25 protein-coding genes are annotated in these 24,829 nt (G+C 39.2%); 22 read left to right on the top strand and 3 right to left on the bottom strand.

Annotated elements, in window-relative coordinates; genetic code table 11:
• The 9 genes from V7138_RS01945 to nikC form a co-directional block, all read left to right on the top strand.
• The coding region (locus V7138_RS01945; RefSeq protein ID WP_335394025.1) for a gamma-type small acid-soluble spore protein at nucleotides 1–77 on the top strand (77 nt) is incomplete at its 5' end.
• A gap of 277 nt (nucleotides 78–354) precedes the next feature.
• Nucleotides 355–609 (top strand): YgaB family protein, encoded by a 255-nt coding sequence (locus V7138_RS01940; RefSeq protein WP_335393759.1) that lies wholly within the window; start codon nucleotides 355–357, stop codon nucleotides 607–609.
• Between the two features lie 392 nt (nucleotides 610–1,001).
• The gene (ntdP, locus tag V7138_RS01935; protein WP_335393757.1) at nucleotides 1,002–1,532 is read left to right on the top strand and encodes a nucleoside tri-diphosphate phosphatase; all 531 of its coding nucleotides are present in this window, start codon (nucleotides 1,002–1,004) and stop codon (nucleotides 1,530–1,532) included.
• Nucleotides 1,533–1,611: 79 nt separating this feature from the next.
• The gene (locus V7138_RS01930; RefSeq protein ID WP_335393756.1) at nucleotides 1,612–3,363 is read left to right on the top strand and encodes an ABC transporter ATP-binding protein; all 1,752 of its coding nucleotides are present in this window, start codon (nucleotides 1,612–1,614) and stop codon (nucleotides 3,361–3,363) included.
• Nucleotides 3,364–3,568: 205 nt separating this feature from the next.
• Nucleotides 3,569–4,585, top strand: coding sequence for an ABC transporter ATP-binding protein (locus V7138_RS01925; RefSeq protein WP_335393755.1), 1,017 nt, complete (start codon nucleotides 3,569–3,571; stop codon nucleotides 4,583–4,585).
• Nucleotides 4,557–5,522 carry an ABC transporter ATP-binding protein gene (locus V7138_RS01920; RefSeq protein ID WP_335393754.1) on the top strand — a complete coding sequence of 322 codons (966 nt, stop codon included), beginning with the start codon at nucleotides 4,557–4,559 and terminating at the stop codon, nucleotides 5,520–5,522. The genes V7138_RS01925 and V7138_RS01920 overlap by 29 nt, the downstream gene beginning before the upstream one ends.
• A 70-nt stretch (nucleotides 5,523–5,592) precedes the next feature.
• Nucleotides 5,593–7,227: an ABC transporter substrate-binding protein gene (locus V7138_RS01915; RefSeq protein WP_335393753.1), complete on the top strand. Its 1,635-nt coding sequence runs from the start codon at nucleotides 5,593–5,595 to the stop codon at nucleotides 7,225–7,227.
• A 69-nt stretch (nucleotides 7,228–7,296) separates the two neighbouring features.
• Nucleotides 7,297–8,301, top strand: coding sequence for an ABC transporter permease (locus V7138_RS01910; RefSeq protein ID WP_335393752.1), 1,005 nt, complete (start codon nucleotides 7,297–7,299; stop codon nucleotides 8,299–8,301).
• A 17-nt stretch (nucleotides 8,302–8,318) separates the two neighbouring features.
• Nucleotides 8,319–9,209, top strand: a complete 891-nt coding sequence (nikC, locus tag V7138_RS01905; protein WP_335393751.1) for a nickel transporter permease — start codon at nucleotides 8,319–8,321, stop codon at nucleotides 9,207–9,209.
• A 26-nt stretch (nucleotides 9,210–9,235) separates the two neighbouring features.
• On the opposite strand, the gene V7138_RS01900 is transcribed toward nikC, so the two are convergent.
• Together V7138_RS01900 and V7138_RS01895 are read right to left on the bottom strand one after the other, a co-directional pair.
• Nucleotides 9,236–10,312, bottom strand: coding sequence for an FUSC family protein (locus V7138_RS01900; RefSeq protein ID WP_335393749.1), 1,077 nt, complete (start codon nucleotides 10,310–10,312; stop codon nucleotides 9,236–9,238).
• A gap of 277 nt (nucleotides 10,313–10,589) precedes the next feature.
• On the bottom strand, nucleotides 10,590–11,876 hold the full coding sequence (locus tag V7138_RS01895; protein WP_335393747.1) for a glutamate-1-semialdehyde 2,1-aminomutase: 1,287 nt from the start codon (nucleotides 11,874–11,876) through the stop codon (nucleotides 10,590–10,592).
• A gap of 260 nt (nucleotides 11,877–12,136) precedes the next feature.
• Here V7138_RS01895 and bcp point away from each other — a divergent pair, with 260 nt between their 5' ends.
• The 12 genes from bcp to perR all read left to right on the top strand — a co-directional run bounded on the left by bcp (nucleotide 12,137) and on the right by perR (nucleotide 23,140).
• The gene (gene bcp / locus V7138_RS01890) at nucleotides 12,137–12,607 is read left to right on the top strand and encodes a thioredoxin-dependent thiol peroxidase (RefSeq protein ID WP_335393745.1); all 471 of its coding nucleotides are present in this window, start codon (nucleotides 12,137–12,139) and stop codon (nucleotides 12,605–12,607) included.
• 222 nt (nucleotides 12,608–12,829) lie between these two features.
• A complete protein-coding gene (locus tag V7138_RS01885) occupies nucleotides 12,830–13,783 on the top strand; it encodes an ABC transporter permease (RefSeq protein ID WP_335393744.1) in 954 nt (317 codons plus the stop codon).
• Nucleotides 13,773–14,723, top strand: coding sequence for an iron chelate uptake ABC transporter family permease subunit (locus tag V7138_RS01880; protein ID WP_335393742.1), 951 nt, complete (start codon nucleotides 13,773–13,775; stop codon nucleotides 14,721–14,723). Before V7138_RS01885 ends, V7138_RS01880 begins: the two co-directional genes overlap by 11 nt.
• Nucleotides 14,723–15,490: an iron ABC transporter ATP-binding protein gene (locus V7138_RS01875; RefSeq protein WP_335393740.1), complete on the top strand. Its 768-nt coding sequence runs from the start codon at nucleotides 14,723–14,725 to the stop codon at nucleotides 15,488–15,490. The genes V7138_RS01880 and V7138_RS01875 overlap by 1 nt, the downstream gene beginning before the upstream one ends.
• 233 nt (nucleotides 15,491–15,723) lie before the next feature.
• Complete coding sequence (locus V7138_RS01870; RefSeq protein WP_335393738.1) at nucleotides 15,724–16,740, top strand: siderophore ABC transporter substrate-binding protein; 1,017 nt, start codon at nucleotides 15,724–15,726, stop codon at nucleotides 16,738–16,740.
• 580 nt (nucleotides 16,741–17,320) lie between these two features.
• Nucleotides 17,321–18,031: a response regulator transcription factor gene (locus V7138_RS01865; RefSeq protein WP_335393736.1), complete on the top strand. Its 711-nt coding sequence runs from the start codon at nucleotides 17,321–17,323 to the stop codon at nucleotides 18,029–18,031.
• 21 nt (nucleotides 18,032–18,052) lie between these two features.
• On the top strand, nucleotides 18,053–19,267 hold the full coding sequence (locus tag V7138_RS01860; RefSeq protein WP_335393734.1) for a sensor histidine kinase: 1,215 nt from the start codon (nucleotides 18,053–18,055) through the stop codon (nucleotides 19,265–19,267).
• A 129-nt stretch (nucleotides 19,268–19,396) separates the two neighbouring features.
• A complete protein-coding gene (locus V7138_RS01855) occupies nucleotides 19,397–20,113 on the top strand; it encodes an ABC transporter ATP-binding protein (protein WP_335393732.1) in 717 nt (238 codons plus the stop codon).
• 14 nt (nucleotides 20,114–20,127) lie between these two features.
• The gene (locus V7138_RS01850) at nucleotides 20,128–20,868 is read left to right on the top strand and encodes an ABC transporter permease (RefSeq protein WP_335393730.1); all 741 of its coding nucleotides are present in this window, start codon (nucleotides 20,128–20,130) and stop codon (nucleotides 20,866–20,868) included.
• 186 nt (nucleotides 20,869–21,054) lie between these two features.
• The gene (locus tag V7138_RS01845; protein WP_335393728.1) at nucleotides 21,055–22,011 is read left to right on the top strand and encodes a D-2-hydroxyacid dehydrogenase; all 957 of its coding nucleotides are present in this window, start codon (nucleotides 21,055–21,057) and stop codon (nucleotides 22,009–22,011) included.
• A 1-nt stretch (nucleotide 22,012) separates the two neighbouring features.
• Nucleotides 22,013–22,561 carry a cob(I)yrinic acid a,c-diamide adenosyltransferase gene (locus V7138_RS01840; RefSeq protein ID WP_335393725.1) on the top strand — a complete coding sequence of 183 codons (549 nt, stop codon included), beginning with the start codon at nucleotides 22,013–22,015 and terminating at the stop codon, nucleotides 22,559–22,561.
• Nucleotides 22,562–22,696: 135 nt separating this feature from the next.
• Nucleotides 22,697–23,140 (top strand): peroxide-responsive transcriptional repressor PerR, encoded by a 444-nt coding sequence (perR, locus tag V7138_RS01835; RefSeq protein WP_335367539.1) that lies wholly within the window; start codon nucleotides 22,697–22,699, stop codon nucleotides 23,138–23,140.
• Between the two features lie 22 nt (nucleotides 23,141–23,162).
• Here perR and V7138_RS01830 read toward each other — a convergent pair whose 3' ends face one another.
• Nucleotides 23,163–23,531 carry a YgzB family protein gene (locus tag V7138_RS01830; protein ID WP_335393724.1) on the bottom strand — a complete coding sequence of 123 codons (369 nt, stop codon included), beginning with the start codon at nucleotides 23,529–23,531 and terminating at the stop codon, nucleotides 23,163–23,165.
• Nucleotides 23,532–23,672: 141 nt separating this feature from the next.
• On the opposite strand from V7138_RS01830, the gene V7138_RS01825 reads away from it, so the two are divergent.
• Nucleotides 23,673–24,542: a nucleotidyltransferase-like protein gene (locus V7138_RS01825; protein WP_335393722.1), complete on the top strand. Its 870-nt coding sequence runs from the start codon at nucleotides 23,673–23,675 to the stop codon at nucleotides 24,540–24,542.
• The last annotated feature ends 287 nt before the right edge of the window (nucleotides 24,543–24,829 follow it).

Raw genomic sequence — 24,829 nt, 5'->3', positions numbered from 1 at the left:
AGTTTGCTAGCGAAACAAACGCTCAAGAAGTAAGACGCCAAAACCAACAGTCACAGTCTAACAAAGGCCAAGGCTAATATAAACACGGTTTTAAAATACTTAACACAAAAACACTTCCAAGCATTTGCTGGAAGTGTTTTTTGCTTGTGCGGAAAACTTGTAGTTGGCATGAAGGACATTCGGGGGCGAGCTCAATGCAGTAAAGTCATTCATAAACCAACTGAAATATTTCCCTTTTTATACGACAAAACCTCCTATTTCTCTACATACAAAGACAAAGGAAATTGGGTCTATTTACAGAACTAATAGGATATAAAGATAATGAAGGTTCATAGACAATAGGAGGATATCAAGATGAGCAATTTTAATGACCTTGTTGGTGAACAATTAAAAACGATGGACAAGCTCCTTTTCATTCAATCCGAAATTGAAAGATGCCAGGAACTTGAAACACAAATTTTAGAACTTCAAAAAGAGACTGAGCTCGAAACGATACAAGAAGAGATTAAGCGTATGCAGGAAGAACTTGAGCAAATTCATGTTTTATTCCAAAAGCAAACAGAAGAAGTGATCCGTTCCTATCAGGAAAAAATGCACCAACCCGTGTGAATTTATTCAGTTAGGAATATAACCTAACTGAATAAATTCACGCCTCCGGCGAAGACATGCGATTTTCAAAGGAACTTTTCGAGCGTTAGTTCAAAGACTAAGAACGCCACGTCCTGATGTCTTCGTCTTTGTGACCCACCTCGTGTGGCCCTAAAAAATCTGGGCACAAATACGCCAAGGCGTATTTGATTACAATAAAAAGAGTCATCGAAAATTTCCGATGGCTCTTTTGTTTTAAAAAGCTAGATGAACCGTTATAATAATAGAAAAAGGTTTTTCTTTGTTTTTATACTTTAGATATGATAGTTTTCGCATTTACAAAAAACGACTTGCATCTATAAAAAATGAAATGTATAAGACAAAGCTGTCCAAAGTGAAAGTAGGGAGAGAGAATGGGTATTCCCATGGAAGGAGACAAAATACAAATCCATAGTTATAAACATAATGGCCATATTCACCGTGTTTGGGAAGAAACGAGAGTGCTAAAAGGTACACAAAGCCTTGTCATTGGAGGCAATGATCGCACAACCGTGACAGAATCCGACGGTCGTACTTGGATTACACGTGAACCGGCTATATGTTATTTTCATGCGCGCCATTGGTTTAATATTATCGGAATGATTCGTGAGGACGGAGTGTATTATTATTGTAATATCAGTTCACCTTTTATTTCCGATGATGAAGCATTGAAATATATTGATTATGATTTGGATATTAAAGTATTCCCGGATATGACATTCATTTTATTAGATGAGGATGAGTACGAAAAACACCGTCGCGAAATGAATTATCCAGATGTAATCGATAAGATTTTAAAAAACAATGTAGACAAGCTCATCCAATGGATACGTGGACGAAAGGGTCCTTTCGCACCAGACTTTATTGATATGTGGTACGAGCGCTATTTAACCTATCGAAGTTAATCGTTTACTCAAAACCTGTTGAAACTAGCAACAGGTTTTCAACATTTTTAGCACTACAACTTGAAGGAAGGTCAGAGGTTTGGGGAGTACTAGACGTTATATGAAATTCGTGAAGCCGTACCGGTTTCAAATATTGATTACGATCATCATTGGCATTATCAAATTTTCCATACCGATGCTCACACCATTATTGCTGAAATACGTACTGGATGATGTTATCGCAGCAGAGATAACGCAGGATGAAAAACTATCAAAGCTTTTTCTCGCAATGGGAATCATGTTATTCATTTTCCTTGTCCTGCGACCACCTGTTGAGTACTATCGTCAATATTATGCACAATGGGTTGGCAGCAAGATTCTTTATGATATCCGGGATCAGCTGTTTGATCATATTCAAAAACTAAGTCTTCGGTATTATGCCAACACGAGAGCGGGTGAAGTGATATCTAGGGTTATTCATGATGTGGAACAAACGAAAACCTTTGTTATCACCGGATTGATGAACCTGTGGCTCGATCTGTTCACCATTTTTATCGCGATTGGCATTATGCTGACACTAGATGTTCCATTAACAATCGTGTCCATCATTTTATTCCCACTCTATGGATTTTCGATTAAGTATTTTTATGGGAGATTGCGCCATCTGACACGCTCTCGCTCTCAGGCGTTGGCGGAGGTACAAGGATATCTTCATGAACGGGTTCAAGGGATACCTGTAATTCGAAGCTTTGCAATTGAAGACCATGAACAAAAGCTGTTTGATAAGCAAAACAGCAATTTTCTGCAAAAGGCATTGGACCATACGAGCTGGAATGCAAAAACCTTTGCAGTTGTAAATACAATTACCGATATCGCGCCACTCCTAGTGATCGGGTATGCCGGGTATCAGGTCATTCAAGGGGATTTAACAGTCGGTACGCTAGTTGCGTTTGTTGCCTATATAGATCGACTTTATAATCCGTTAAGACGACTGGTGAATTCATCGACAACATTAACACAGGCACTTGCGTCAATGGACCGTGTCTTTGAATTTATTGATGAAAAATATGATATTGTAGATGGTCCCAATGCGGTTGAGTTGAAGTATGTATCCGGAAATATGAACTTTGATAATGTCTCCTTCTCCTATGGGGATGATGACGATGATCAAATCGTATTGAAGAATATTAATTTAGATATTAAAAGCGGGGAAACCGTTGCCTTAGTTGGAATGAGCGGTGGCGGAAAATCGACACTCGTTAGCTTGATTCCAAGGTTTTATGATGTGACAGATGGAAGGATTCTATTAGATGGGACGGATATACGCTCCTATAAAGTAAGGAGCCTTCGTGACAAAATCGGGATGGTTCATCAAGATACCTTCTTATTCAGTGAATCGGTTAAACATAATATTCTATTAGGAAAACCAGGGGCGACGGATGAAGAAATCATTGAAGCAGCCAAAGCAGCGAATGCTCATGAGTTCATCGAAAATCTACCACACGGCTATGATACAAAAGTAGGGGAAAGAGGCGTCAAACTATCAGGTGGTCAAAAACAAAGAATTGCGATTGCACGTGTATTCTTAAAAAATCCACCATTATTGATTTGGGATGAAGCGACTTCAGCATTGGACCTTGAAAGTGAACACCTCATTCAGGAATCATTAGAGGAACTTGCAAAAAATCGAACGACCTTCATTGTTGCGCACCGATTATCTACCATTACACATGCAGATAAAATTGTCCTCATCGAACATGGGGAAATTGTCGAAATCGGAACACATGCAGAATTAATGAGCAAACAAGGACATTATTACGACCTGTTCCAGGTACAACAACTAGATGATTAAAAGACACGGAAGCAAATTTCCGTGTCTTTTTTTTATCCTTCGATTCGACAGCACTTACGCCTCTCAGGCGTTATTTGTTATTTCCAGGGAAATGATGTCGGATAATAGCGGAAGATTTCATTCGAAACTCGAACCCTTTTTTTACATTGAGGTAATAATTAAGACAACTTTTTAATAAAACTTCTTGTAAAGGCAGGTGTAAGTGATGGGTGAAAAAATAATTGAGGTAAAAGGTCTACGTACCTCCTTCTTTACGGATGAAGGGGAAATACCAGCAGTTGACGATATTACTTTACATATAAACGAAGGTGAAATCTTAGGAGTAGTCGGAGAATCAGGATGCGGAAAGAGCGTCACATCATTATCGATAATGGGACTAGTTCCTTCTCCTCACGGAAAAATTGTGGACGGTGAGATTCTGTTTAATGGAGATAATCTCGTTCATTTCACTGAGAAACAGATGCGTCAAATTAGAGGCAATGACATTGCGATGATTTTTCAGGAGCCGATGACATCTCTTAATCCCCTTTTTACGATTGGTGATCAAATGATAGAGGGGATCAAAATTCATTTGAAATGGGATAAGAAAAAGTCCCGTGCAAGAGCGATTGAAATCATGAAACGGGTGGGTCTCCCACGTGCAGAAGAATTAATACTTGACTATCCTCATCAACTCTCAGGAGGCATGCGCCAGCGAGTGATGATTGCGATGGCAATGGCCTGCAACCCAAAACTATTAATTGCAGATGAGCCGACAACTGCCTTGGATGTAACAATCCAATCCCAAATTTTAAAGCTGATGAAAGAATTGAACGTCGAAATGACTACGGCCATTATGTTAATCACGCATGATTTAGGCGTCGTTGCGCAAATTTGTGAAAGAGTCGTTGTCATGTATGCCGGAAAGATTGTGGAAGAAGGGAAAGTCTCGTCCATTTTTAAACATCCAAAGCATCCCTATACAAAAGGACTATTAAAATCAGTACCCGACATCCGCAATAAAAATGAGCGGCTTTATTCAATTCCTGGGAATGTACCAAGGCCAGGTTCGATTACACAAGGATGTCGGTTTGCAGAACGCTGTGAGTATGCGTATGAACGATGCTTCTCAGAAAATCCTGAGCTTTACGATGTTGATAAAAAGGGGCATCGTGTTCGCTGCTTTTTACAAACCAAAGGGGAGGAAACCAATCATGACACAGCCTTTACTACAAGTCCATAATTTAAAGAAGTATTTTCCGATTAAGGGTGGCGTGTTTGGAAAAAAGATAGGAGATGTAAAGGCGGTTGATGGACTTTCCTTTTTTGTGAAAAAGGGCGAAACACTTGGAATCGTTGGGGAAAGTGGATGTGGAAAGTCTACAACTGGAAGACTGATTTTACGGCTGTTGGAACCAACGGAAGGCCAGGTTCTATTTAATGAGAAGGATGTTACAAATCTATCAAAACTTGAGATGAGAAAGCTAAGGCGTGACATGCAAATCATCTTTCAGGATCCATATGCATCCCTTAATCCGAGGCATACAGTCGAACAAATACTAGAGGAACCCTTGATTGTTCATGGGATTGGCGATAAAAAGGAAAGAAAACGCAGGGTACAAGAAATGCTAGAGGTCGTAGGGTTAAGTAGTTATCATGCGAAACGATATCCGCATCAATTTAGTGGAGGTCAGCGTCAACGTATTGGTATTGCAAAGGCATTAATGACGAATCCATCCTTAATTATTGCAGACGAGCCTGTATCTGCACTTGATGTATCTATTAAGTCACAGGTGCTAAACCTCATGGAAGATTTACAAAAGAAATATGGCTTGACCTATATTTTTATTGCACATGATTTAGGGGTAGTGCGGCATATAAGTGATAGAGTGGGTGTCATGTATTTAGGAAGAATCATAGAATTGACCGATAGTGAGAAGCTCTATAACAAGCCTCTTCATCCATACACAGAAGCACTGCTAGAAGCGGTGCCGATTCCAGACCCTGATTATAAAAACGAGACAGCTGGAATTACCGGAGAGATCCCAAGCCCCTCCAACCCACCTGCAGGATGTGCGTTCCATACTAGATGTCGGAGCTGCATGGAGATTTGCAAAACGACACGCCCAGAGTTTAAGGAAGTAGAAGAAGGTCATTTTGTTGCCTGTCATCTCTATTAATGGAGGTTCAGTTTTTGAATGACTCGCAACATTCATGATAAAAAAATAATGCTTTTAAGGGGGAATTTCTTTGTTTAAGAGGAAAGGCGTATTACTCTCATTTCTATTCCTACTCCTAGTCTCAACAGCATTAGTTGGCTGCAGTGGAGGAAGTGAAAAAGGAAATGAAAGTCCGAATAAGGGAGAGAAGCCAACGGGAGAAATACCATCAGCCGAAGTCCAAACGGAACTTGTATTCGGGCGTGGAGGGGACTCTGTCTCTTTAGACCCGATTACAACAACAGAAGGGGAAACCTTCAAAGTCACGGTGAATATCTTTGAAACGTTAATTAACTATGGAGAGCAAGATACAACTTTACAACCAGGACTTGCAACTGATTGGACACCCTCTGATGATGGTCTTGAATATACGTTAAAGCTGCGTGAAGGTGTAAAATTCCATGATGGCACCGATTTTAATGCCGAAGCAGTTGTTAAGAACTTCGAGCGGTGGATGAATGGAGATGCAGAGCAATTCCCTTACTACACGATGTTTGGCGGATTTAAAGGCGATGAAGGTCATGTGATTAAAGAAGTTGTAGCCGAAGACGACTATACGGTGAAATTTACATTAAATCGTCCACAAGCACCATTCTTAAAGAACTTGGCCATGTCTCCATTTGGTATTGCAAGCCCGGCTGCGCTTGAGGAGCATGGTGATAATTTCATGAAGAACCCAGTAGGAACGGGTCCATTCAAATTTGTGGAATGGAAAGAAAATGACAGAATTACGTTAGAAAAGAATCCTGATTATTGGATGGAAGGCTATCCGAAGCTAGAGAAGGTTATTTTTCGATCTATCCCAGAAAACTCAGCACGCTTAAATGCCTTGCTTGCAGGGGAAATCGATTTAATGGATGGAGTGAACCCATCTGACCTTGAACAAATTCAAGGCAATCCGGATTTGCAAACGTTTGAGCGTCCTTCTATGAACGTTGGATACTTAGGTTTTACTGTTAATAGACCACCATTTGATAATAAACTTGTTCGTCAAGCACTTCACCATGCCATTGATAAAGAAGGAATTATTGAGGCGTTTTATGGCGGACTTGCAGAACCAGCAAAAAATCCGCTTCCACCAGCATTAGAAGGCTACAATGATGAGATTGAACCCTATCCATATGATTTAGAAAAAGCAAAGGAATTATTGGTGGAAGCAGGCTATCCGGATGGATTTGAAATGGAACTTTGGGCCATGCCAGTACCACGACCTTATATGCCGGATGGAATGAAGGTAGCAGAAGTCATTCAATCCAGTTTTGCAGAAATTGGCGTAAAAGCAGAAATTAAATCGGTTGACTGGGGAACGTATTTAGAGCAAGCCGCCAAAGGTGAGTTCGATGCTTATATGCTAGGTTGGACAGGGGACAATGGGGACCCAGATAACTTTATCTATACGTTATTAGATAAAGACAGCATTGGCAGCAATAACTATTCATTTTACAGCAATGATGAGCTTCACGATATTTTAATTGAAGCCCAAACCATTCCTGATCAAGAACAACGTAATGAACTATATAAAAAGGCACAGGAAATCATCCATGAGGATTCACCATGGGCACCACTTGTTCACTCAACACCATTGTTGGCAGGTAAGAAAAATCTTAAAGGGTTACTGCCACACCCAACTGGTTCGGATATTTTAACGAAGGTGGAGTTCGAATAGAATTTGAGATTTGTTAAGGGGGAGTTTTGTTGCTCCCCTTTAACGTCTAATTTAAAAGAGGTGATTACCTTGTTCACATATACGCTGCGAAGAATCGGAATGGTCATTCCTGTACTGATCGGCATGACCCTCGTTGTTTTTTCGATTATTCATCTTATCCCGGGGAATCCGGCCCAAATTATGCTTGGCCAGCGTGCTACCGCGGAGTCAATTGCGGCCCTCACCACAAAGCTTGGTCTTGACCAACCATTGTACATCCAATATTTCGAGTATATCAAGGGACTATTAACCGGAGATTTAGGAGAATCGATACGGACGAAGACGCCCATAAGTGAAGAGATATGGCCCTATCTTGCAGCAACAATCGAGTTAACGATTGTAGCCATGATTATTGCAATTGTAATAGGAGTTAACGCAGGTATCATAAGTGCATGGTTTCAAAATTCTTGGTTTGATTATATTGCAATGATCCTTGCCTTAATCGGGGTATCGATGCCCATATTTTGGTTGGGATTAATGGAGCAATGGGCGTTTGCATTGCAGCTCGATTTACTGCCAACAACCGGCAGAGAAAACGTAAGGGACCCTGTTGATTCGGTCACAAGCCTCTATTTAATCGATACATTACTAAACGGGAGAACTGACCAATTTGTAACCGTTTTAAAGCATTTAGTACTCCCAAGTATCGCGCTAGCAACCATTCCAATGGCAATAATCGCTCGGATTACTCGTTCGAGCATGCTTGAAGTGATGCGTTCAGACTTTGTGCGAACTGCACGTGCAAAGGGAGTCAAAATGTTTTGGGTCGTGTACAAGCACTCCTTGAAAAATGCCGTAATCCCTGTTTTAACGGTCATCGGTTTACAAACCGGTTTACTGCTTGGGGGAGCCATTCTGACGGAAACTATTTTTGGCTGGCCAGGGATTGGACGTTATATATATGAAGCCATCAATTACCGCGACTATCCTGTGATTCAGTCAGGAATTTTAGTAGTTGCCACCTTCTTTGTTTTTATTAACTTAATCGTAGACCTACTATATGCGGTTATTGATCCGCGCATTAAATATCGTTAAAAAGGGAGGGGGATTCGATGGCCGAGTTAGTACAAAGTGATGTAACCTTGAATAAAAGTGATGGGGCTGTGTCACCATGGAAGGAAGCGTGGCGCAGCTTTCGAAAAAATAAACTAGCCCTTATCGGGACCTGCATTGTTTTCTTTTTTATCATACTAGCCATTTTTGCACCGCTCATCGCTCCTCAAGGAATTGATGAAAAAAATCTTGCAAATCGGCTTCAGCCGCCATCAGGTGATCATTGGCTTGGAACCGATGACTTTGGAAGGGACATCTTATCAAGAATTATCTATGGGGCTAGAATTTCATTGAGGGTGGGCTTCTTTGCTGTAATGGGGTCTGCAATCGTTGGAAGTTTGCTTGGTATACTTGCGGGATATTACGGCCGATGGGTAGACAACTTAATTAGTCGTATATTTGATATTTTATTAGCCTTCCCAAGTATTTTACTAGCACTAGCCATTGTTGCGATTCTTGGACCTTCACTGCGCAATGCGTTGATTGCGATTGCCATCATCAATGTTCCAAACTTCGGAAGATTGATTCGATCGAGGGTGTTAAGTGTAAAAGAAGAAGAATATATAACGGCGGCAAAGGCTGTTGGGATGAAGGACCGGAGAATTTTATTTCATCATATTTTGCCCAATAGTATGGCACCGATTATCGTTCAGGCATCATTGGCCATTGCGACAGCGATTATTGAAGCGGCTGCACTTGGTTTTCTAGGAATGGGCGCACAGCCGCCAAATCCTGAATGGGGTAAAATGCTAGCTGATTCAAAGAATTACCTAACACAGGCTCCGTGGACGATGATTTTTCCGGGGATTGCCATCATGCTGACCGTGCTTGGATTTAATTTAATGGGGGATGGATTGCGAGACGCACTTGACCCCAAAATGAAACAATAAAAAACAGCTAACCTGTGTTAGCTGTTTTACTCTTTATTTGCTTCCTCCACAATCACTTCGTTATGGAAGTTTTGAAAGCTTTCTACCAAAGTATCTAATCTCTCGAGCTGTTCCGAGTACTCAAAGATCGCCGATACTAGTGTCATCAGGTGATACCAGGTTTCTTCATTTTCCTCATCCATTAGTTGTTGTTGGTTAAATAAGGTATCAATGACTTTTTTGCGGTCAAATTCAAAGTCCTGCTTTAATTCCTTAGGCGCTTGATCATTTACCTTCCCAACAAACTTTAATAAAATCTGCTCATGAAGATGGATGAGATCATCTATTTCCTTTATGAAAAATTGCTGGAAGCGAATCGGTAATTCTTGAATCTCATTTTCATGCCTGTGCAATCGTTTCAGTGTGTCCAGGGCTCGGTTCGTACACACAATCATCTGTCGGAACAAAACAAGCTTTCTGGACTTTTCATATTCTACCTTTTTAAAGTAATTTCGTTCCTCTTTGTAGAGGAGGAATAATTGGTCAATGTGAATGATGTTTTCTTTTATTTTATCTATATCGTCCTTCAATGTATTGTACTCAGAAGCATGTCTTGTACTCACGCGCACCCACTTAAAGATTTCCTCACATTGCTCAACGATGGCGTCATATAGTTTTTTCTCATATTTAGGTGGGAGAAAAACAAGATTGACTACAAATGCCGATAAAATCCCTAATAAAATTGCGAGAAATCGCAGGCTTGCAAATTCGAAGAACTGTTCACTTGGACTTTCCATGATGGCGATAACAGTTACGATTGCAACAGAGATTGTTTTTTCCATCTTAAACCTTAGGTTAATTGCAATAACCAGAACGACGGTTAGTCCAATAATAAATGCATTATTACCAAAATACATTCCAAAAAGTATGGCAAAGAACGCCCCAATCAAGTTTGCCTGAACTTGCTCAATCACCGTTAAATACGAGCGGTAGATCGAAGGTTGAATTGCAAAAACAGCTGCAATCCCGGCAAAGACTGGCGATGGCAATTGTAAAAGCTTTGCTAACATTAAAGCAAGGGTAATGGCAATTCCCGTTTTTAGCATGCGGGCACCAAATTTCATTGTTTCGAATCCTTTCTATAAAAAGCTGTTTCCTAAAAGTTTGTGTTTAAACATCCTCTTATATTAGCTTTTTTCCATAATCTAAAACCAATACTGTATCATACAATGATTTTATGCGTATAGCAAGGGAAACATGTCCTAGTAAAAGGATGAAATCAGCATCGCTTGGACCCTGGAGGATAGTAGTGAAATGAAATACTGCCATTTTCCGAAAAATACTGCCACTACATCGCAATGTACAAAAAAACCTGCCGCTACGGCAGGTTCTCTCAACTCATTATAAATTTTTAAATGCATATTCAACAGCTTTTAATGTCTCCACAATATCTTCTTCGGTATGAGCAATGGTGAGGAACCATGCTTCATATTTGGATGGGGCAAGATTAATCCCCTGGCTTAGCATCAATTTAAAGAAGCGGCCGAACATTTCTCCGTCCGTATTCTCAGCCTGCTCATAGTTTTCAACTTTTTCCTCCGTAAAGAAAACAGTTAAAGCACCCTTTAAGCGATTAATGGTAATTGGCACATTGTAGGCATTCGCATGCTTTAGAATTCCTTCTTCAAGCATTGCACCAAGTTGGTCTAATTTTTCATATAAGCCCTCTTCTTGAAGGATCTCGAGGCATGCGATTCCAGAAAGCATTGAAGCAGGATTTCCGGCCATCGTTCCAGCTTGATAAGCAGGGCCAAGTGGAGCAACCTGTTCCATAATTTCCTTTTTCCCGCCGTATGCTCCAATTGGAAGTCCGCCCCCAATGATTTTTCCAAGTGCGGTTAAATCAGGTGTAATTCCTAATAGATTTTGAGCGCCACCATACATAAAGCGGAAGGCCGTAATCACTTCATCAAATATAACAAGCGCACCAGCTTCATGAGAAAGCTCAAGTACTTGCTCTAAAAAGCCTTCCTTCGGTTCTACGATACCGAAGTTACCGACGATTGGTTCAACAAGAACACCCGCAATTTCAGAACCCCATTTTGCAAGTGCCTCTTTAAAAGGCTCAATATCATTGAATGGAACGGTGATCACCTCTTGTGCAATGCTCTTTGGAACACCGGCAGAATCTGGAGTACCAAGTGTGGATGGACCTGATCCAGCTGCCACAAGTACAAGGTCAGAATGCCCGTGATAACAGCCAGCAAATTTAATGATTTTTGTTCTGTTTGTATAAGCACGTGCAACGCGAATCGTCGTCATCACTGCTTCCGTTCCTGAGTTCACAAAACGAACTTTGTCCATTCCTGGCATGGCTTCCTTCAGCATTTTCGCAAACTTCACTTCATGTGGTGTTGGAGTTCCGTACAACACACCGGTTTCCGCAGCCTTTGTAATCGCCTCGGTAATATGTGGGTGAGCATGGCCGGTAATGATAGGACCGTATGCTGCTAGATAATCTATGTATTTATTTCCGTCTACATCCCAAAAATAGGCACCTTTCCCACGTTCCATCGCCACTGGTGCACCACCGCCAACTGCTTTGTATGAACGTGATGGACTGTTTACACCGCCAACGATATGCTCCAGTGCTTCACTATATAATTCTTCTGATTTTGAATGATTCATTTCATATAATCCTCCTAGCTTTTAACTCAACATTTCTATTTTAGCACTAATTCTAATAGGAACAAATCCAGTATATTTGTATATCGATTCGAAATTATGTAACCTTATATTAAGTTCATTCGGTAATTCTGAATAAACTTAATGCCTCCGGCGGATGCCACAGTTTTTTTAGAGGAAGTTTTTCGAGCAACCTCGAAATATAACTGGGCGCAAATACGCCAAGGCGCATTTGATTAGGCAAAAAACAGGAGGTACACACTATGACAATTGATATTGGGAAAAAGGCACCTGAATTTACTGCAACAGCAAGCAACGGGGAAACCGTTTCATTAGCAGATTTTAAAGGGAAGAATGTCGTACTTTATTTTTACCCAAAGGATATGACACCAGGATGCACGACAGAGGCTTGTGATTTCAGAGACGCACACGAAAGCTTTAGCGGGCTTGATACTGTGATACTTGGTGTGAGCACGGATTCACTCGATCGTCACAAAAAATTCATAGATAAATATGATCTTCCATTTTTATTACTAGTCGATGAAGAGCATGAAGTAGCTGAGAAGTATGGAGTCTGGAAGTTGAAGAAAAACTTTGGTAAGGAATACATGGGGATTGAGCGATCCACCTTCATTATTGATAAAGAAGGAAATCTCGTGAAAGAATGGCGCAAAGTGTCCGTTAAAGGGCATGTTGAAGAGGCTCTTACTTACATAAAAGAAAACCTCTTTTAATTATGAAGAATTTGTGAATTAAAAGTTGGAAACCACACCCGGGTATCGCTAGAAGACATATGAGAATAGCGTTTGGAATGGATACGGGTGGTGAGTATGAAACCACTCGTATTCCTATTTGTAGGTTGATTTTATAATATTCTTTACTTATAATGAAGTTATTAGTAATGATAATCGTTTTCATTTATCTGCTAAGAAAATACATGTTATGAGGATTTACTAATGAGACTATGGATGTTAATAATCGCTGGCATTATTCTCTCCTTTGTTTCGCTATTTATTGGCGCTATTAATATAACACCGATGGATTTACTGGATTGGGAATCAGATGAAACACAGATATTCCTGATTAGTCGGGTTCCTCGATTAATGGCGATCATATTAGCGGGGGCAGGGATGAGTATTGCAGGATTAATTATGCAAAGCTTAAGTAGAAATAAATTCGTATCCCCAACAACGGCTGGCACATTAGATGCAGCAAAGCTAGGGATCTTGCTTTCAATGCTGTTCTTTACAAATGTAACCTATACACAACAGATTATATTTAGCTTTGCGTTTGCATTAGTGGGTACACTCATTTTTATGCAAATTCTAGATAAAATTAAATTTAAGGATGCCATTTTCGTTCCCTTAATCGGGATTATGTACGGAAATATCTTGTCTTCCATCGCGACATTTTTTGCCTATGAAGCAGACTTAATCCAAAACATTTCATCTTGGTTAATGGGAAGCTTCACTTTGGTGATTGCAGGTCGTTATGAGCTTTTATATGTAGCAATTCCGGCTGTTATTTTGGCGTATATTTTTGCAAATAAATTTACAGTTGCTGGAATGGGTGAGGACTTTGCGAAGAACCTTGGCTTAAGCTATAAAGTTGTTCTAAATATTGGCCTTGTCCTAGTTGCTATTATTTCAACAACAGTTGTGTTGACGGTTGGAGTCATTCCATTTTTAGGATTAATTGTACCGAATATTGTATCGCTTTATTTAGGGGATAATTTACGAAAGACGATTCCTCATACAGCGGCATTAGGTGTAGTGTTCCTATTAATCTGTGATATTTTAGGTAGAGTCATTGTCCATCCTTACGAGATTCCGGTCAATGTAACGGTTGCGGTTATTGGCAGTGCGATCTTCTTAATCATGTTATTTAGGGGGAGAGCATATGCGAAATAGTCGAAAATTAATTCTATTAGCTGTCGTTGCAATTATATGCATTTTGCTATATGGATTTTATGATTTAAAAGGTGGCTTTGATTATGCCTTCCCAAAACGGATGACCCGCGTTACGGCCATGATTGTAACTGGAATTGCGATTTCGTATTCGACCGTTGTGTTCCAAACAATTACACAAAACCGGATATTAACGCCATCGATGATGGGTCTAGACTCAATGTATGAGGTCGTTCAAACGTTAATCTATTTCTTTGCAGGTTCACTGTCAATTTGGGTAATTAATAAGTATTTAAACTTTGGTGCAGCCATTATCGCAATGGTATTATTCGCACTTATCTTATATCGTTTCTTATTCCGGTCCGACAAACATCCGATCTTTTTACTTCTCTTAATCGGGATGATTATCGGAACTCTATTAGGAAGTCTCGTCACATTTTTACAGGTGATGATTGACCCAGTTGAATATTTAAGTCTACAAAGTCGGTTATTTGCAACCTTTACAAACGTAAAAGCTGAGCTTTTATATATAGCAATTGGTATATTACTTCTTGCTTTTATTTACGGCTATTTCATCTTGGATAAGTTAGATGTCATGTCACTTGGCCGTGAAAATGCGATGAATCTCGGTGTCAATTATGACCGGATGGTAATGAATATTCTCATTCTATCATCTGTGTTGATAGCGACATCAACTGCCTTAGTTGGTCCAATTACATTTTTCGGTTTAATTGTCGCGAACCTAGCGTATCAATTCTTAACCACATATAAACACTCGATTTTAATTCTCGGGGCAAGCTTAATGAGTATTATCGCCCTTGTTGGTGGTCAGTTCCTTGTTGAACATATTTTTGAATTACGTACCACATTAAGTGTCATCATTAACTTTATCGGTGGTATTTACTTCATCTTCTTACTATTAAAAGAAAGTAGGTCAGCATGATGATTGAAATCAAAGGATTATCGAAGTATTTTGGAAAAAAACCTGTTGTCGAAGATGTGTCTATCAATATTGAGCCGGGGACGATTACGTCGTTTATCGGACCGAACGGTGCAGGTAAATCCACGCTTCTGTCTATGGTAAGTCGATTATTAGATGCTGATACTGGGGAAGTTTTGCTTGATAAAAACAATGTGAAAAAGTGGAAATCATCTGAGTTTGCAAAGCGCGTTTCCATTTTAAAGCAATCCAACTATTTAAATGTCCGTTTAACCATTCGTGAGCTTGTCGCGTTTGGGCGTTATCCATATTCAAAGGGACGCCTGACAGATGAGGATGAGAAATTCATTAACCAGGCTCTTGAATATATGAATTTAACAGATATCGAGGATCATTATTTAGATGAATTATCAGGTGGACAAAGACAACGTGCCTTTATTGCAATGGTTATTGCACAGGATACAGACTATGTGTTGCTTGACGAGCCACTAAACAACTTAGATATGAAGCACTCGGTCCAAATTATGAAGATTTTGCGCAAGCTTGTCGATGAGCTTGGCAAAACGGTTGTGATTGTCTTGCATGATATTAATTTCGCCTCTGTGTATTCAGATCGAATTGTCGCATTGAAAGACGGCAAACTTGTTAAAAATGGGCCAACCCATGAAATTATTAATTCTGATGCTTTACGTGAAATCTACGATATGGATATTCCAATCCAGGAACAAAACGGTTGTCGCATTTGCGTCTACTTTAATTCACACGCATAAGACCTAGAGGATAAAGTCTCTAGGTTTTTTTATAAAGTTTATTGGAATGATACATGATACTACCGAGAAGGATTCAAATGTGTCTGTTAGCACATCCTAAAATAAATAAAAAAATTTTGTTCATTTTGTATTGACGGAAGTTCGTTCTGACTCTATAATGAGAATTGTTATCAATGATAATGATTCTCATTATATTTTTAAAATACATACCTTTTTAAAAGGAGAGGACTTATATGAAAATGTGGAAATTAGCAAGTGCAGCTTTAGCCCTTACGTTAACATTGACCGCATGCGGGAATGACGATGAGGCGACAAAGGAAAAAACAAAGGATAGTGTAGCTGGAGAACAAGCAACATTCGAAGCAGGGCAATACCCAATGACGGTTTCTCCGACAACCACATCAGCTGAAAGTGAAGAAGCAGGTACGGTTAACTTTGAAGATGTTACTTTTGAATCTATGCCAGAAAAAATGGTGGTTTTTGATTATGGATTCCTAGATACATTAGATGCGCTCGGTGTTGAAGGTGTGGTAGGGGTACCACAGGATTCAAGCTTACCAGAAAACCTAGAAGAGTATGCAGGCGATGATTATGTGAATGTGGGAACCTTAAAAGAACCATTACTTGAGGATATTGCAGAAATTGGCCCAGACGTTATTTTCATTTCTGGTCGACAAGCACCATACTATGAGGACTTACGAGAAATCGCACCTGTTGTATTTGTGGGTACAGACCAGAATAACTATTGGAACACATTCCTAGCTTCTGTAGATGTAGCCGCAAAAATGTTTGACAAAGAAGCAGAAGCAAAAGAATACAAAGCTAAAATCGATTCAGCTTTAGAAGAAGTAAAGGCATTATCAGCTAACTATGAAACTTCTTTAGTGACCATGTACAATGAAGGAAAACTATCAGGCTTTTCCACAAACTCACGCTTTGCCTACATTTATGATAATTACGGCTTTAAGCCAGTAACAGAAGACATTACAGCTTCTTCTCACGGATCAAACTTTGGATTTGAAGCTATTCTTGAACTTGATCCAGAAGTATTATTTGTAATCGACCGTACTGCAGCGGTAGGCGGCGAATCCAATATCGATAAAGATATGGAAAATAAAATCATCCAAAAAACAAAAGCGTATCAAAACAAAAAAATTGTGTATTTAGATGGCGTACTCTGGTACCTAAGCGGTGGCGGCTTACAATCTGAGCTTGCTAAAATCGAAGAAATCTTAACTGAATTAAAATAAGGTGGCATATGAAAGCTGTTCAGACAGTCAGTGAAAACTGATGAACTGGGCGGCTTTTTTGTTTGATTGGGGATGGGGGGAGAAGTGTGGGTTTTTACAGTAGATTCCAAAAGTGTTGACATAAAGTATTTTTATCACATTAGTATTTACAGGATTATCCAAATGTCACGCGATAAAAATCTAGTGGTACAAGCTAAGGCAAAAAACCGAGGAGCATGTACGTCAAGGAGCGTCTAGCGGTACAAGCTGGGTCGAAAAACCGAGGAGCATGTACGTCAAGGAGCATCTTGCGTTACAAACCTAGGGTGAAAAACCGAGGAGAGTGTACGTCAAGAAGAGTTTTGCGTTACTAGCTTGAACGAAAACAACCCAAGCATGTACCGCAACAAGTATATCGCAGTGCATGCTAGCCCGATAAAAGCTAGAGCATGCAACTCACGCAGGATCTTCCAGTCAAAGCAAAAGTAAAAGATAGCCTAATCACGTCCCAAACTATCATCGCCTAAAAAAAATCACGCGGGAACCCATTGATTTTGTTATACTAAAAACAAAATGGAATTGTTTGGAAGGGGACGCGCTGATGAGTCGTACGATTTTAATTGTGGATGACCAGCCGGATATTGTTGAGCTGCTGAGTCTTTATTTGGAAAAAGAGAATTATAGAATTCTAGAAGCCTTTGACGGTCTTGAGGCATTACAACTTATTCAAAAAGAAAGCATCGATCTGATGCTGGTTGACCTAATGATGCCATACGTTAATGGTTATCAACTTATTAAACAAGTGAGACAGGACCTGCATATCCCAATCATTATCATTTCTGCTAAGAATGAAGATAACGATAAAATACTTGGGCTCGGACTTGGAGCAGACGACTTCATTCCAAAGCCATTTAATCCGCTAGAAGTAATCGCAAGGGTTCAGGCTCAACTTAGAAGAAGTTATAGCTACAAGCAGGAGCCGGAAGCCCCACATGAAAACCTACAAATTAAAGTGGGTAACCTCATCTTAGATGAAAGCACCTATTCCGTGATGAAAGGTAACGCCACCATCACACTCACAAAAATCGAATATCGCATACTTGAATTGTTAATGAGTTCACCTGGAAGGGTGTATACAAAACAACAAATCTTTGAAAAAGCATGGAATGATTACTACATGGGTGGCGAGGAGGACAACACGATCAATGTCCATATCTCAAAGCTACGAGAAAAGCTCGAGGAAAATCCGAAAAAACCAATTTATATAAAAACGATTAGAGGATTAGGCTATAAATTTGTCGACCAAAAATAGAAACATATGAGGAAGAGAATAATGAAAAAAATGCTCTATCGGATATTTCCTGAAAAAGAGGGGATTATCCCGTTTTTATACATAGCGAACCTGATCTTTCCGCTCTTTTTTTTATTTCAAGAATCACAGGAAAAATTACTAATTGGCTTGTTGATACTAGCGGTATTTGTTGCTGCACACCGGCAAGCGTACTGGAGCCCTCAGCATATTCGTACATTTGTTCTTGTCCAAGTTTCAATTATTCTAGTATTTGGGTTTATGTATGATCCAATGTATATTTATATGATCTTCATTCCTGTGTACCAGATCGTGCGACTCCCGATTCAATGGCTGTATATTGTGTGCGGTCTGTTCACATTTTTTGGCTTAATCCTAATATATCAAGTTGCCCTTACCGGAGAATATTACGGTGTTCTAAATCTAGGTCCACCGATATTCGGTGGAAGCATCCTTCCTTTTATTATAAGAGGGTCCATCAAGTATAAGGAAATGAGTGAAGACTTAAGGAAAACGGCCGAAGAATTAGAGCAGAAAAATAGAGAAATGACGAGATTGGAAGAAAGCAAAAAGCAAATGCTCGCAGACATTTCTCACGATTTAAAAACGCCTATCACTACAATTCAAGGATATTCCAGAGCGCTCTGTGAAGGTGTAGTGACGGACGAAGCCCAAACGAAAAGATATTTAAAATATATATACGACAAATCCATCCGGGTAACCTCTTTAATTGATGAGCTGTTCATGTTCTCTAAATTAGATAGCCCTGATGTCCCAATCCGGACGGAGCTAAAAGACATTTGTGAGTTCTTCAGAGGGGTTATTGTTGAGCATTTTGATTTATTTGAAGAAAAGGAAATGGAGCTTGATATCGATATTCCCGATGAAAAAATGATGGTCCGATTCGATCCCAAACTACTAAATCGAGGGATATCCAATCTTCTTCAAAATACGAATAAATACAATCCTGAAAACACTGAAATTTACCTGCGATTAACTCGAACAGACAATAATATTTTTATCGAAGTGGGTGACAATGGTGTTGGCATTCGTGAAGATATCGCACACACCCTATTTGATCCGTTTGTAAGAGGGGACAAAAGCAGAATGAATGACGGAGGCTCAGGTCTTGGTCTCGCCATCACCAAGAAAATCGTCGAACTTCATGAAGGAACCATCCGTGTTGATACTTCACCAGCCCGAGGGAAAACCAACTTTATAATCGAACTTCCACTTTAACAGGTATAGCTGCGGCTATACCTTTTTTCAATCTTAAGAAAGATATAAGACTCACTTAAGGTTGAGTTAAGGTTCGCTGTCTATGATAAGGATAACAAAGCAAAGCGAATTAAAAAGGAGGACCTTAAGATGAACGTGATTGAACTTACAAATATATCAAAAAGCTATGGAGATATTAAAGCGGTAGATGGCATCACTTTACAAGTCAAAAAAGGAGAGGTGCTTGGAATCATTGGTGCAAATGGAGCGGGAAAATCAACTGCTCTAGAGATCATGATGGGTATTCGTAAACCAGATTCAGGAACTGTAAACGTTCTAGGCATGATTGTAGAAGAAGCACCAAATGAAATTAAGCAAAAAATTGGAATTCAGCTTCAACAAACAGCCCTTTACGACCGCATCAAAGTTAAGGAAGCTTTGAAACTATTTAGCTCATATTACGATAAAAAACGGGACTTAGAGGAAATCATTGAAACACTTGGTCTTAAACCATATCTCAATAAATATGTGAAGAATCTATCAGGTGGTTGGCAGCAGCGCACATCCTTAGCGTTAGCACTGGTAAACGATCCTGAGATTATTTTTCTCGATGAACCGACGACCGGATTAGATCCACAAGCACGACGTGACCTTTGGGCCTGCATCAACCGCTATCGTGAAGAAGGAAAAACGATCCTTTTATCCACACATTATATGGACGAAGCACAAAGGCATTGTGACCGAATCGCAATGATTAAAGAAGGGAAATGTGTAGCTTGTGACCAACCGCAGAATTTAATCGATTCTTACCTGCAAGGCGCAGGAACGATGGAAGATGTTTATTTAAAATATGCTGTTTCACATTAAGGGAGGAAAAACAAATGCAATCAATTCTTACTCATACACAGATGGAATTAAAATTATTTTTTCGCGAGGCCATCGCTTTATTGTTTACCTTTATTGTCCCAGCCGTCAGTTTTATCGTGTTTGGTTTAATGTTTGAATCAAACTCATATGATGGTCTCAATTATTTTCAAGCCTATATACCAAGTATGATCGCAATCATTATTTTCACAACGGCATTTTTCTCAATGGGTCTTCAAATCGTGATTGATCGTGAAAAAGGAGTCTATAAACGATTAAAAGGTACACCTATCAATCAAAATGCGATTTTTACGGCAACGATTTTAAAAGGCTTTATCGCGATTTACGTTGGCGCAATTGAAATTTTATTCATTGCGAAGTTCGGATTTGATTCAGCATTAACAGCGCATCCGTTTGAGTTTTTTGTAGCCTTAACCTTTAGTGCGGTTACGTTTTTCTCAATTGGCTTTATCGTTTCAAGTGTAACAAAGCGAATGCAAACGGCATTAGGGATTGCGATGATTGCCATGTACCCAATGATGTTTTTATCCGGAGCAACCATTCCTTTAGAAACATATCCAGAGGTTCTTCAAAAGATTGCTGCTATTATGCCACTCACATATGTCGTTAATGTCCTAAGGGATGGCTGGAACGGAACACTTTTCACAACAGATGCACTATTTGACATCGGAATCTTACTGGGAATTTTAGTTGTATCCACAATCATCGGGTTGAAATACTTTAAATGGACTGATTAACTAAGAAGCCTATTTTTAACAGACAGTGTCAAACGTCCATACGTTTTCGATATAACGGACGTATCTTATAAGTGTAGGGCATACCTCCTCAGATGTTAGTATTTTGTGCGAGAGAAATCTCGCACCTTTTTTTTGCTTCCACCTTGTTAACAATCTTGATACTATAGTAAATAAGGAGGCGTAATAATGCGAATCTTATCAACGTTTATTCCAATCGAAGAAGTTACAGATAACATGAAAAAGGCGTTTCCGGATGAAGAATTTATCTATTGTCAGGATATTGAAGAAGCTTTACCCCACATACAGAGCGCCGACATTTTACTTACATACGGGGAGGACCTAACCCCAGAACATATAAAAATCGCCACCAATTTAAAATGGATTATGGTAATCTCAGCAGGACTTGAGCTAATGCCATTTCAAGCGATTCAGGAAAAAGGAATCCTCGTTACAAACGTAAGAGGTATTCATAAAATCCCGATGGCCGAATACACCTTATCAATGATGCTGCATGTCACAAAGAAAAACATGAAAATCGTTGAACAACAAGCTCATAAAAGCTGGGATCGACTCACCCATTTTCCAGTTGGCGAGCTCCATGGAAAAACAATCGGAGTCTTAGGTGTTGGTGCGATCGGCGGTGAAATTGCCCGATTGGCAAAGGCTTTTAACATGAAAACAATTGGTTTAAATCGCAGTGGTACGAAGCATGAGTTTATCGATGAAATGGTCCAATTTGATGGGCTTAATTATATTTGTGAAAATGCCGACTATCTTGTTTCGGTTCTGCCAAGTACGAACGAAACAAAATATATCCTTGACGATACCCATTTTGATGTAATGAAAAAGGAAGCTGTGTTCATCAATATTGGTCGTGGTGATTTAGTAAAAGAAGAAGTTATACTACGAGCCATAAAATCAAAGAAGATTTCCCATGCGGTATTGGATGTATTTGAACAGGAACCACTTCCAAGTGACCATCCATTTTGGACACTTGAGAATGTGACAGTGACTCCTCATATTTCAAGTAAATCGAAATTTTATCAGCCAAGGTCCTTCGAAATTTTTGAAAAAAATCTACATATATTTAAGCAGGGTGGCAGTGGATTTATCAATAAAATAGACCTAAACCGGGGGTATTAAGATGAAAATTTATACAAAAACAGGCGATAAAGGGACGACTTCATTAGTATATGGGCAGCGGGTGTCAAAAACAGATTTGCGTGTAGAAGCATACGGAACATGTGATGAAGCGAACTCCATGATTGGATTAGGCTTAAGTCACCTACATGACTTTCAATTCGAAGGAAAAAAAGAGCTTGAGGACATTTTTAAAAAGGTTCAAACAACTTTGTTTCACGTCGGGGCAGAATTAGCTACACCAGCAGGCAAGGATGTTAAATGGAAGGTTTCTCAAGAAGATATTACTTTATTAGAAGAAACAATCGACAAATGGGACGCTGAGAATCCTCCGCTAACAAACTTTGTTTTACCAGGTGGTAGCCAAGCGGGGGCTGCCTTTCATGTTGCGAGAACGATTGTGAGAAGAGCTGAAAGAAATGCTGTAGCTGTAGGGGAAGATGTTAATCCGCTAGTAAACTCATACCTAAACCGCCTTTCTGATTTTCTGTTTGTCGCTGCTCGCTATGTCAATCAGAAGCATGGTCAAAGTGAACCGACGCTCCATCAATGAAATATCCAGAAAAATAAGCGTATTTTAATGGGATTAGTCATATAGTAATGGTAGATATGTTGACAAAAGTGGTGTAAGCAATATACACTAATTATAAGGATTATAAAGTAATAATGTTTACTAGAAAAGAGGTGCATGGCGGTGTCAGAAAATCTTTTGAAAGAGGCGCTTGATACGTTGAAAGAAACCGGGGTCAGAATCACTCCGCAACGTCATGCGATATTAGAATATTTAATTAATTCAATGAGTCACCCGACTGCAGACGATATCTATAAAGCACTTGAAGGAAAGTTTCCAAATATGAGTGTCGCAACCGTATATAATAATCTTCGTGTTTTCCGTGAAGTTGGCTTAGTGAAGGAATTGCCTTACGGGGATTCATCAAGCCGTTTTGATTTTATCACAACACAGCATTATCACGTGATTTGTGAAGAGTGTGGTAAAATTGTGGACTTCCATTACCCAGGATTAGATGAAGTAGAAGCACTGGCTGCACATGTAACTGGCTTTAAAGTTAGTCATCATAGAATGGAGATTTACGGTTCCTGTCAAGATTGTCAAAAGAAAGCAGCACACTAAAAAAGCTGAACAGGTTATCCTGTCAGCTTTTTTCTACTTTGTTGTATTTTTTACTATTGTATTTCTCATCAAAGTCTTTACCCTCAAGCTCTGGGTCAAGCGTTAATGGTTCCTTGCAATACATACACACATCTACTCGGCCTAGCATTTTAGTTGGTTTTTCACAAGAAGGACAGACAACCTGTATGGTTCGAGTCGACAGCAATCCAATCCAGAAATATACTACGGTACTTGCTAAAATACAAAGGAGACCAAGAATCATAAAGATTGTCATGACAATTACATTATCTTTGAAGAAAATGCCACCGTACATGACAATAAAACCAGCAAATATTAAAGCAAGCGCAAAAGAACGAATTTTATTAATTTTACTAGAATATTTTACACCCATAATTAAAACAACCTCCTTTATATACTATACAATATAAAAAAGAAAGATAAAAATAAAAAATAGATTCTGCATAAAATGTGCAGGGTTTTATTTTTGTGCGTCGAAATATATTAGCAACGGATTTGAATGGAGGAAATCAAAATGGAGGATTTACTTCGACCTCTTTACCAAGAAAGAGCAAGCCAACCTAACACCCTGGGAGTTATTCTCATCGAGAAGGGGAAGGATGCTTTAACACATCCAGATTACTTTGACCTAGCCTTACTCGTAATTGTAAAAGAGGCAGAGAAAAATGTGTTTATTAAACATTATAACTACAATAAAAACAAAGCAACTTTGTATACAGTGCAAGAAAACCAATTAAAAGAATGGCTTTTATTTGGCTCTAATCGCAAAATCGTAGACTGGATCGTAAATGGCAAGGTCCTATTTGATCGAAATGAATACATTACTGACTTGCGGAACGAGCTGCATGAATTTCCGGCAGAGGAACGACAAATTAAAATGGGTATCGAATTTGCAAAGCTCATTCGTCGGTACCATGATGGAAAGGCATTTTTTAATGCAAACCAATATCTTGACGCCTATAATTATGTCATCCATGCACTTCATCATCTTGCAAGGTTAGCTATTATCGAAAATGGTTTTCATCCTGAAATAACTGTTTGGAACCAAGTGAAACAAATTGATCCACAAATTTATAAATTGTATATAGAACTTTTAGAAAGTGAAGAATCACTTGAAAAACGCCTAGAGCTTCTTTTTCTTGCAAGTGAATTCCTCATACATTCAAGAGCAAAACGAGGAGCCACCCATATCCTAAATGTTCTATCACAAAAAACGGAATCTTGGACATTCGGTGAGATGATGGAGCTACCTGAGCTTAAAGTATATTCAGTCGATCTAGAGGTATATCTCGAATTTCTTGTAGATAAACATTTTATAAATGTAGAAAAACTTGAAACAAAAGGAAAAGGAATTTTTCATAGAACATACAGTGTTAATAAGTAGTAACGTTGAACTCCTTTTGAATATCGAAGGGGTTTTTATTATTTTAATAAAATATTTACGTTTAGTGTTGACGGATAATTGGTCCCCGTGTTATATTAGATTTCGCCGCTGAAAGACAGAAATAAGCCGGTAAAACTTTTTAAAAATAGTATTGACATTAATAAGTCACCATGATATATTAATAAAGTCGCTTCTGAGAGGCGAGTCAAAAGGTTCTTTGAAAACTGAACACAATACAAGCGTCAACGTTTTAATTCTAAGTAACAAATTATTGAGCAATCAATACT

The organism is Bacillus sp. JJ1533, assembly GCF_036965045.1.
Taxonomy (GTDB): domain Bacteria; phylum Bacillota; class Bacilli; order Bacillales; family Bacillaceae_L; genus Ferdinandcohnia.
The sequence above is the reverse complement of the archived record's forward strand: the minus strand, read 5'-3'. Positions and strand labels throughout refer to the sequence as shown.

Excerpts from the sequence above, each read along its gene's own strand:
- V7138_RS01895 (WP_335393747.1), bottom strand. The coding sequence starts at position 11,876 with ATGAATCATTCAAAATCAGAAGAATTATATAGTGAAGCACTGGAGCAT.
- V7138_RS01870 (WP_335393738.1), top strand. The coding sequence starts at position 15,724 with ATGAAAATGTGGAAATTAGCAAGTGCAGCTTTAGCCCTTACGTTAACA.
- V7138_RS01880 (WP_335393742.1), top strand. The coding sequence starts at position 13,773 with ATGCGAAATAGTCGAAAATTAATTCTATTAGCTGTCGTTGCAATTATA.
- V7138_RS01840 (WP_335393725.1), top strand. The coding sequence starts at position 22,013 with ATGAAAATTTATACAAAAACAGGCGATAAAGGGACGACTTCATTAGTA.
- V7138_RS01845 (WP_335393728.1), top strand. The coding sequence starts at position 21,055 with ATGCGAATCTTATCAACGTTTATTCCAATCGAAGAAGTTACAGATAAC.
- V7138_RS01850 (WP_335393730.1), top strand. The coding sequence starts at position 20,128 with ATGCAATCAATTCTTACTCATACACAGATGGAATTAAAATTATTTTTT.
- perR (WP_335367539.1), top strand. The coding sequence starts at position 22,697 with ATGGCGGTGTCAGAAAATCTTTTGAAAGAGGCGCTTGATACGTTGAAA.
- V7138_RS01865 (WP_335393736.1), top strand. The coding sequence starts at position 17,321 with ATGAGTCGTACGATTTTAATTGTGGATGACCAGCCGGATATTGTTGAG.
- V7138_RS01825 (WP_335393722.1), top strand. The coding sequence starts at position 23,673 with ATGGAGGATTTACTTCGACCTCTTTACCAAGAAAGAGCAAGCCAACCT.
- V7138_RS01885 (WP_335393744.1), top strand. The coding sequence starts at position 12,830 with ATGAGACTATGGATGTTAATAATCGCTGGCATTATTCTCTCCTTTGTT.
- V7138_RS01855 (WP_335393732.1), top strand. The coding sequence starts at position 19,397 with ATGAACGTGATTGAACTTACAAATATATCAAAAAGCTATGGAGATATT.
- V7138_RS01925 (WP_335393755.1), top strand. The coding sequence starts at position 3,569 with ATGGGTGAAAAAATAATTGAGGTAAAAGGTCTACGTACCTCCTTCTTT.
- V7138_RS01900 (WP_335393749.1), bottom strand. The coding sequence starts at position 10,312 with ATGAAATTTGGTGCCCGCATGCTAAAAACGGGAATTGCCATTACCCTT.
- V7138_RS01940 (WP_335393759.1), top strand. The coding sequence starts at position 355 with ATGAGCAATTTTAATGACCTTGTTGGTGAACAATTAAAAACGATGGAC.
- V7138_RS01920 (WP_335393754.1), top strand. The coding sequence starts at position 4,557 with ATGACACAGCCTTTACTACAAGTCCATAATTTAAAGAAGTATTTTCCG.
- V7138_RS01860 (WP_335393734.1), top strand. The coding sequence starts at position 18,053 with ATGAAAAAAATGCTCTATCGGATATTTCCTGAAAAAGAGGGGATTATC.
- bcp (WP_335393745.1), top strand. The coding sequence starts at position 12,137 with ATGACAATTGATATTGGGAAAAAGGCACCTGAATTTACTGCAACAGCA.
- V7138_RS01875 (WP_335393740.1), top strand. The coding sequence starts at position 14,723 with ATGATTGAAATCAAAGGATTATCGAAGTATTTTGGAAAAAAACCTGTT.
- ntdP (WP_335393757.1), top strand. The coding sequence starts at position 1,002 with ATGGGTATTCCCATGGAAGGAGACAAAATACAAATCCATAGTTATAAA.
- V7138_RS01830 (WP_335393724.1), bottom strand. The coding sequence starts at position 23,531 with ATGGGTGTAAAATATTCTAGTAAAATTAATAAAATTCGTTCTTTTGCG.
- nikC (WP_335393751.1), top strand. The coding sequence starts at position 8,319 with ATGGCCGAGTTAGTACAAAGTGATGTAACCTTGAATAAAAGTGATGGG.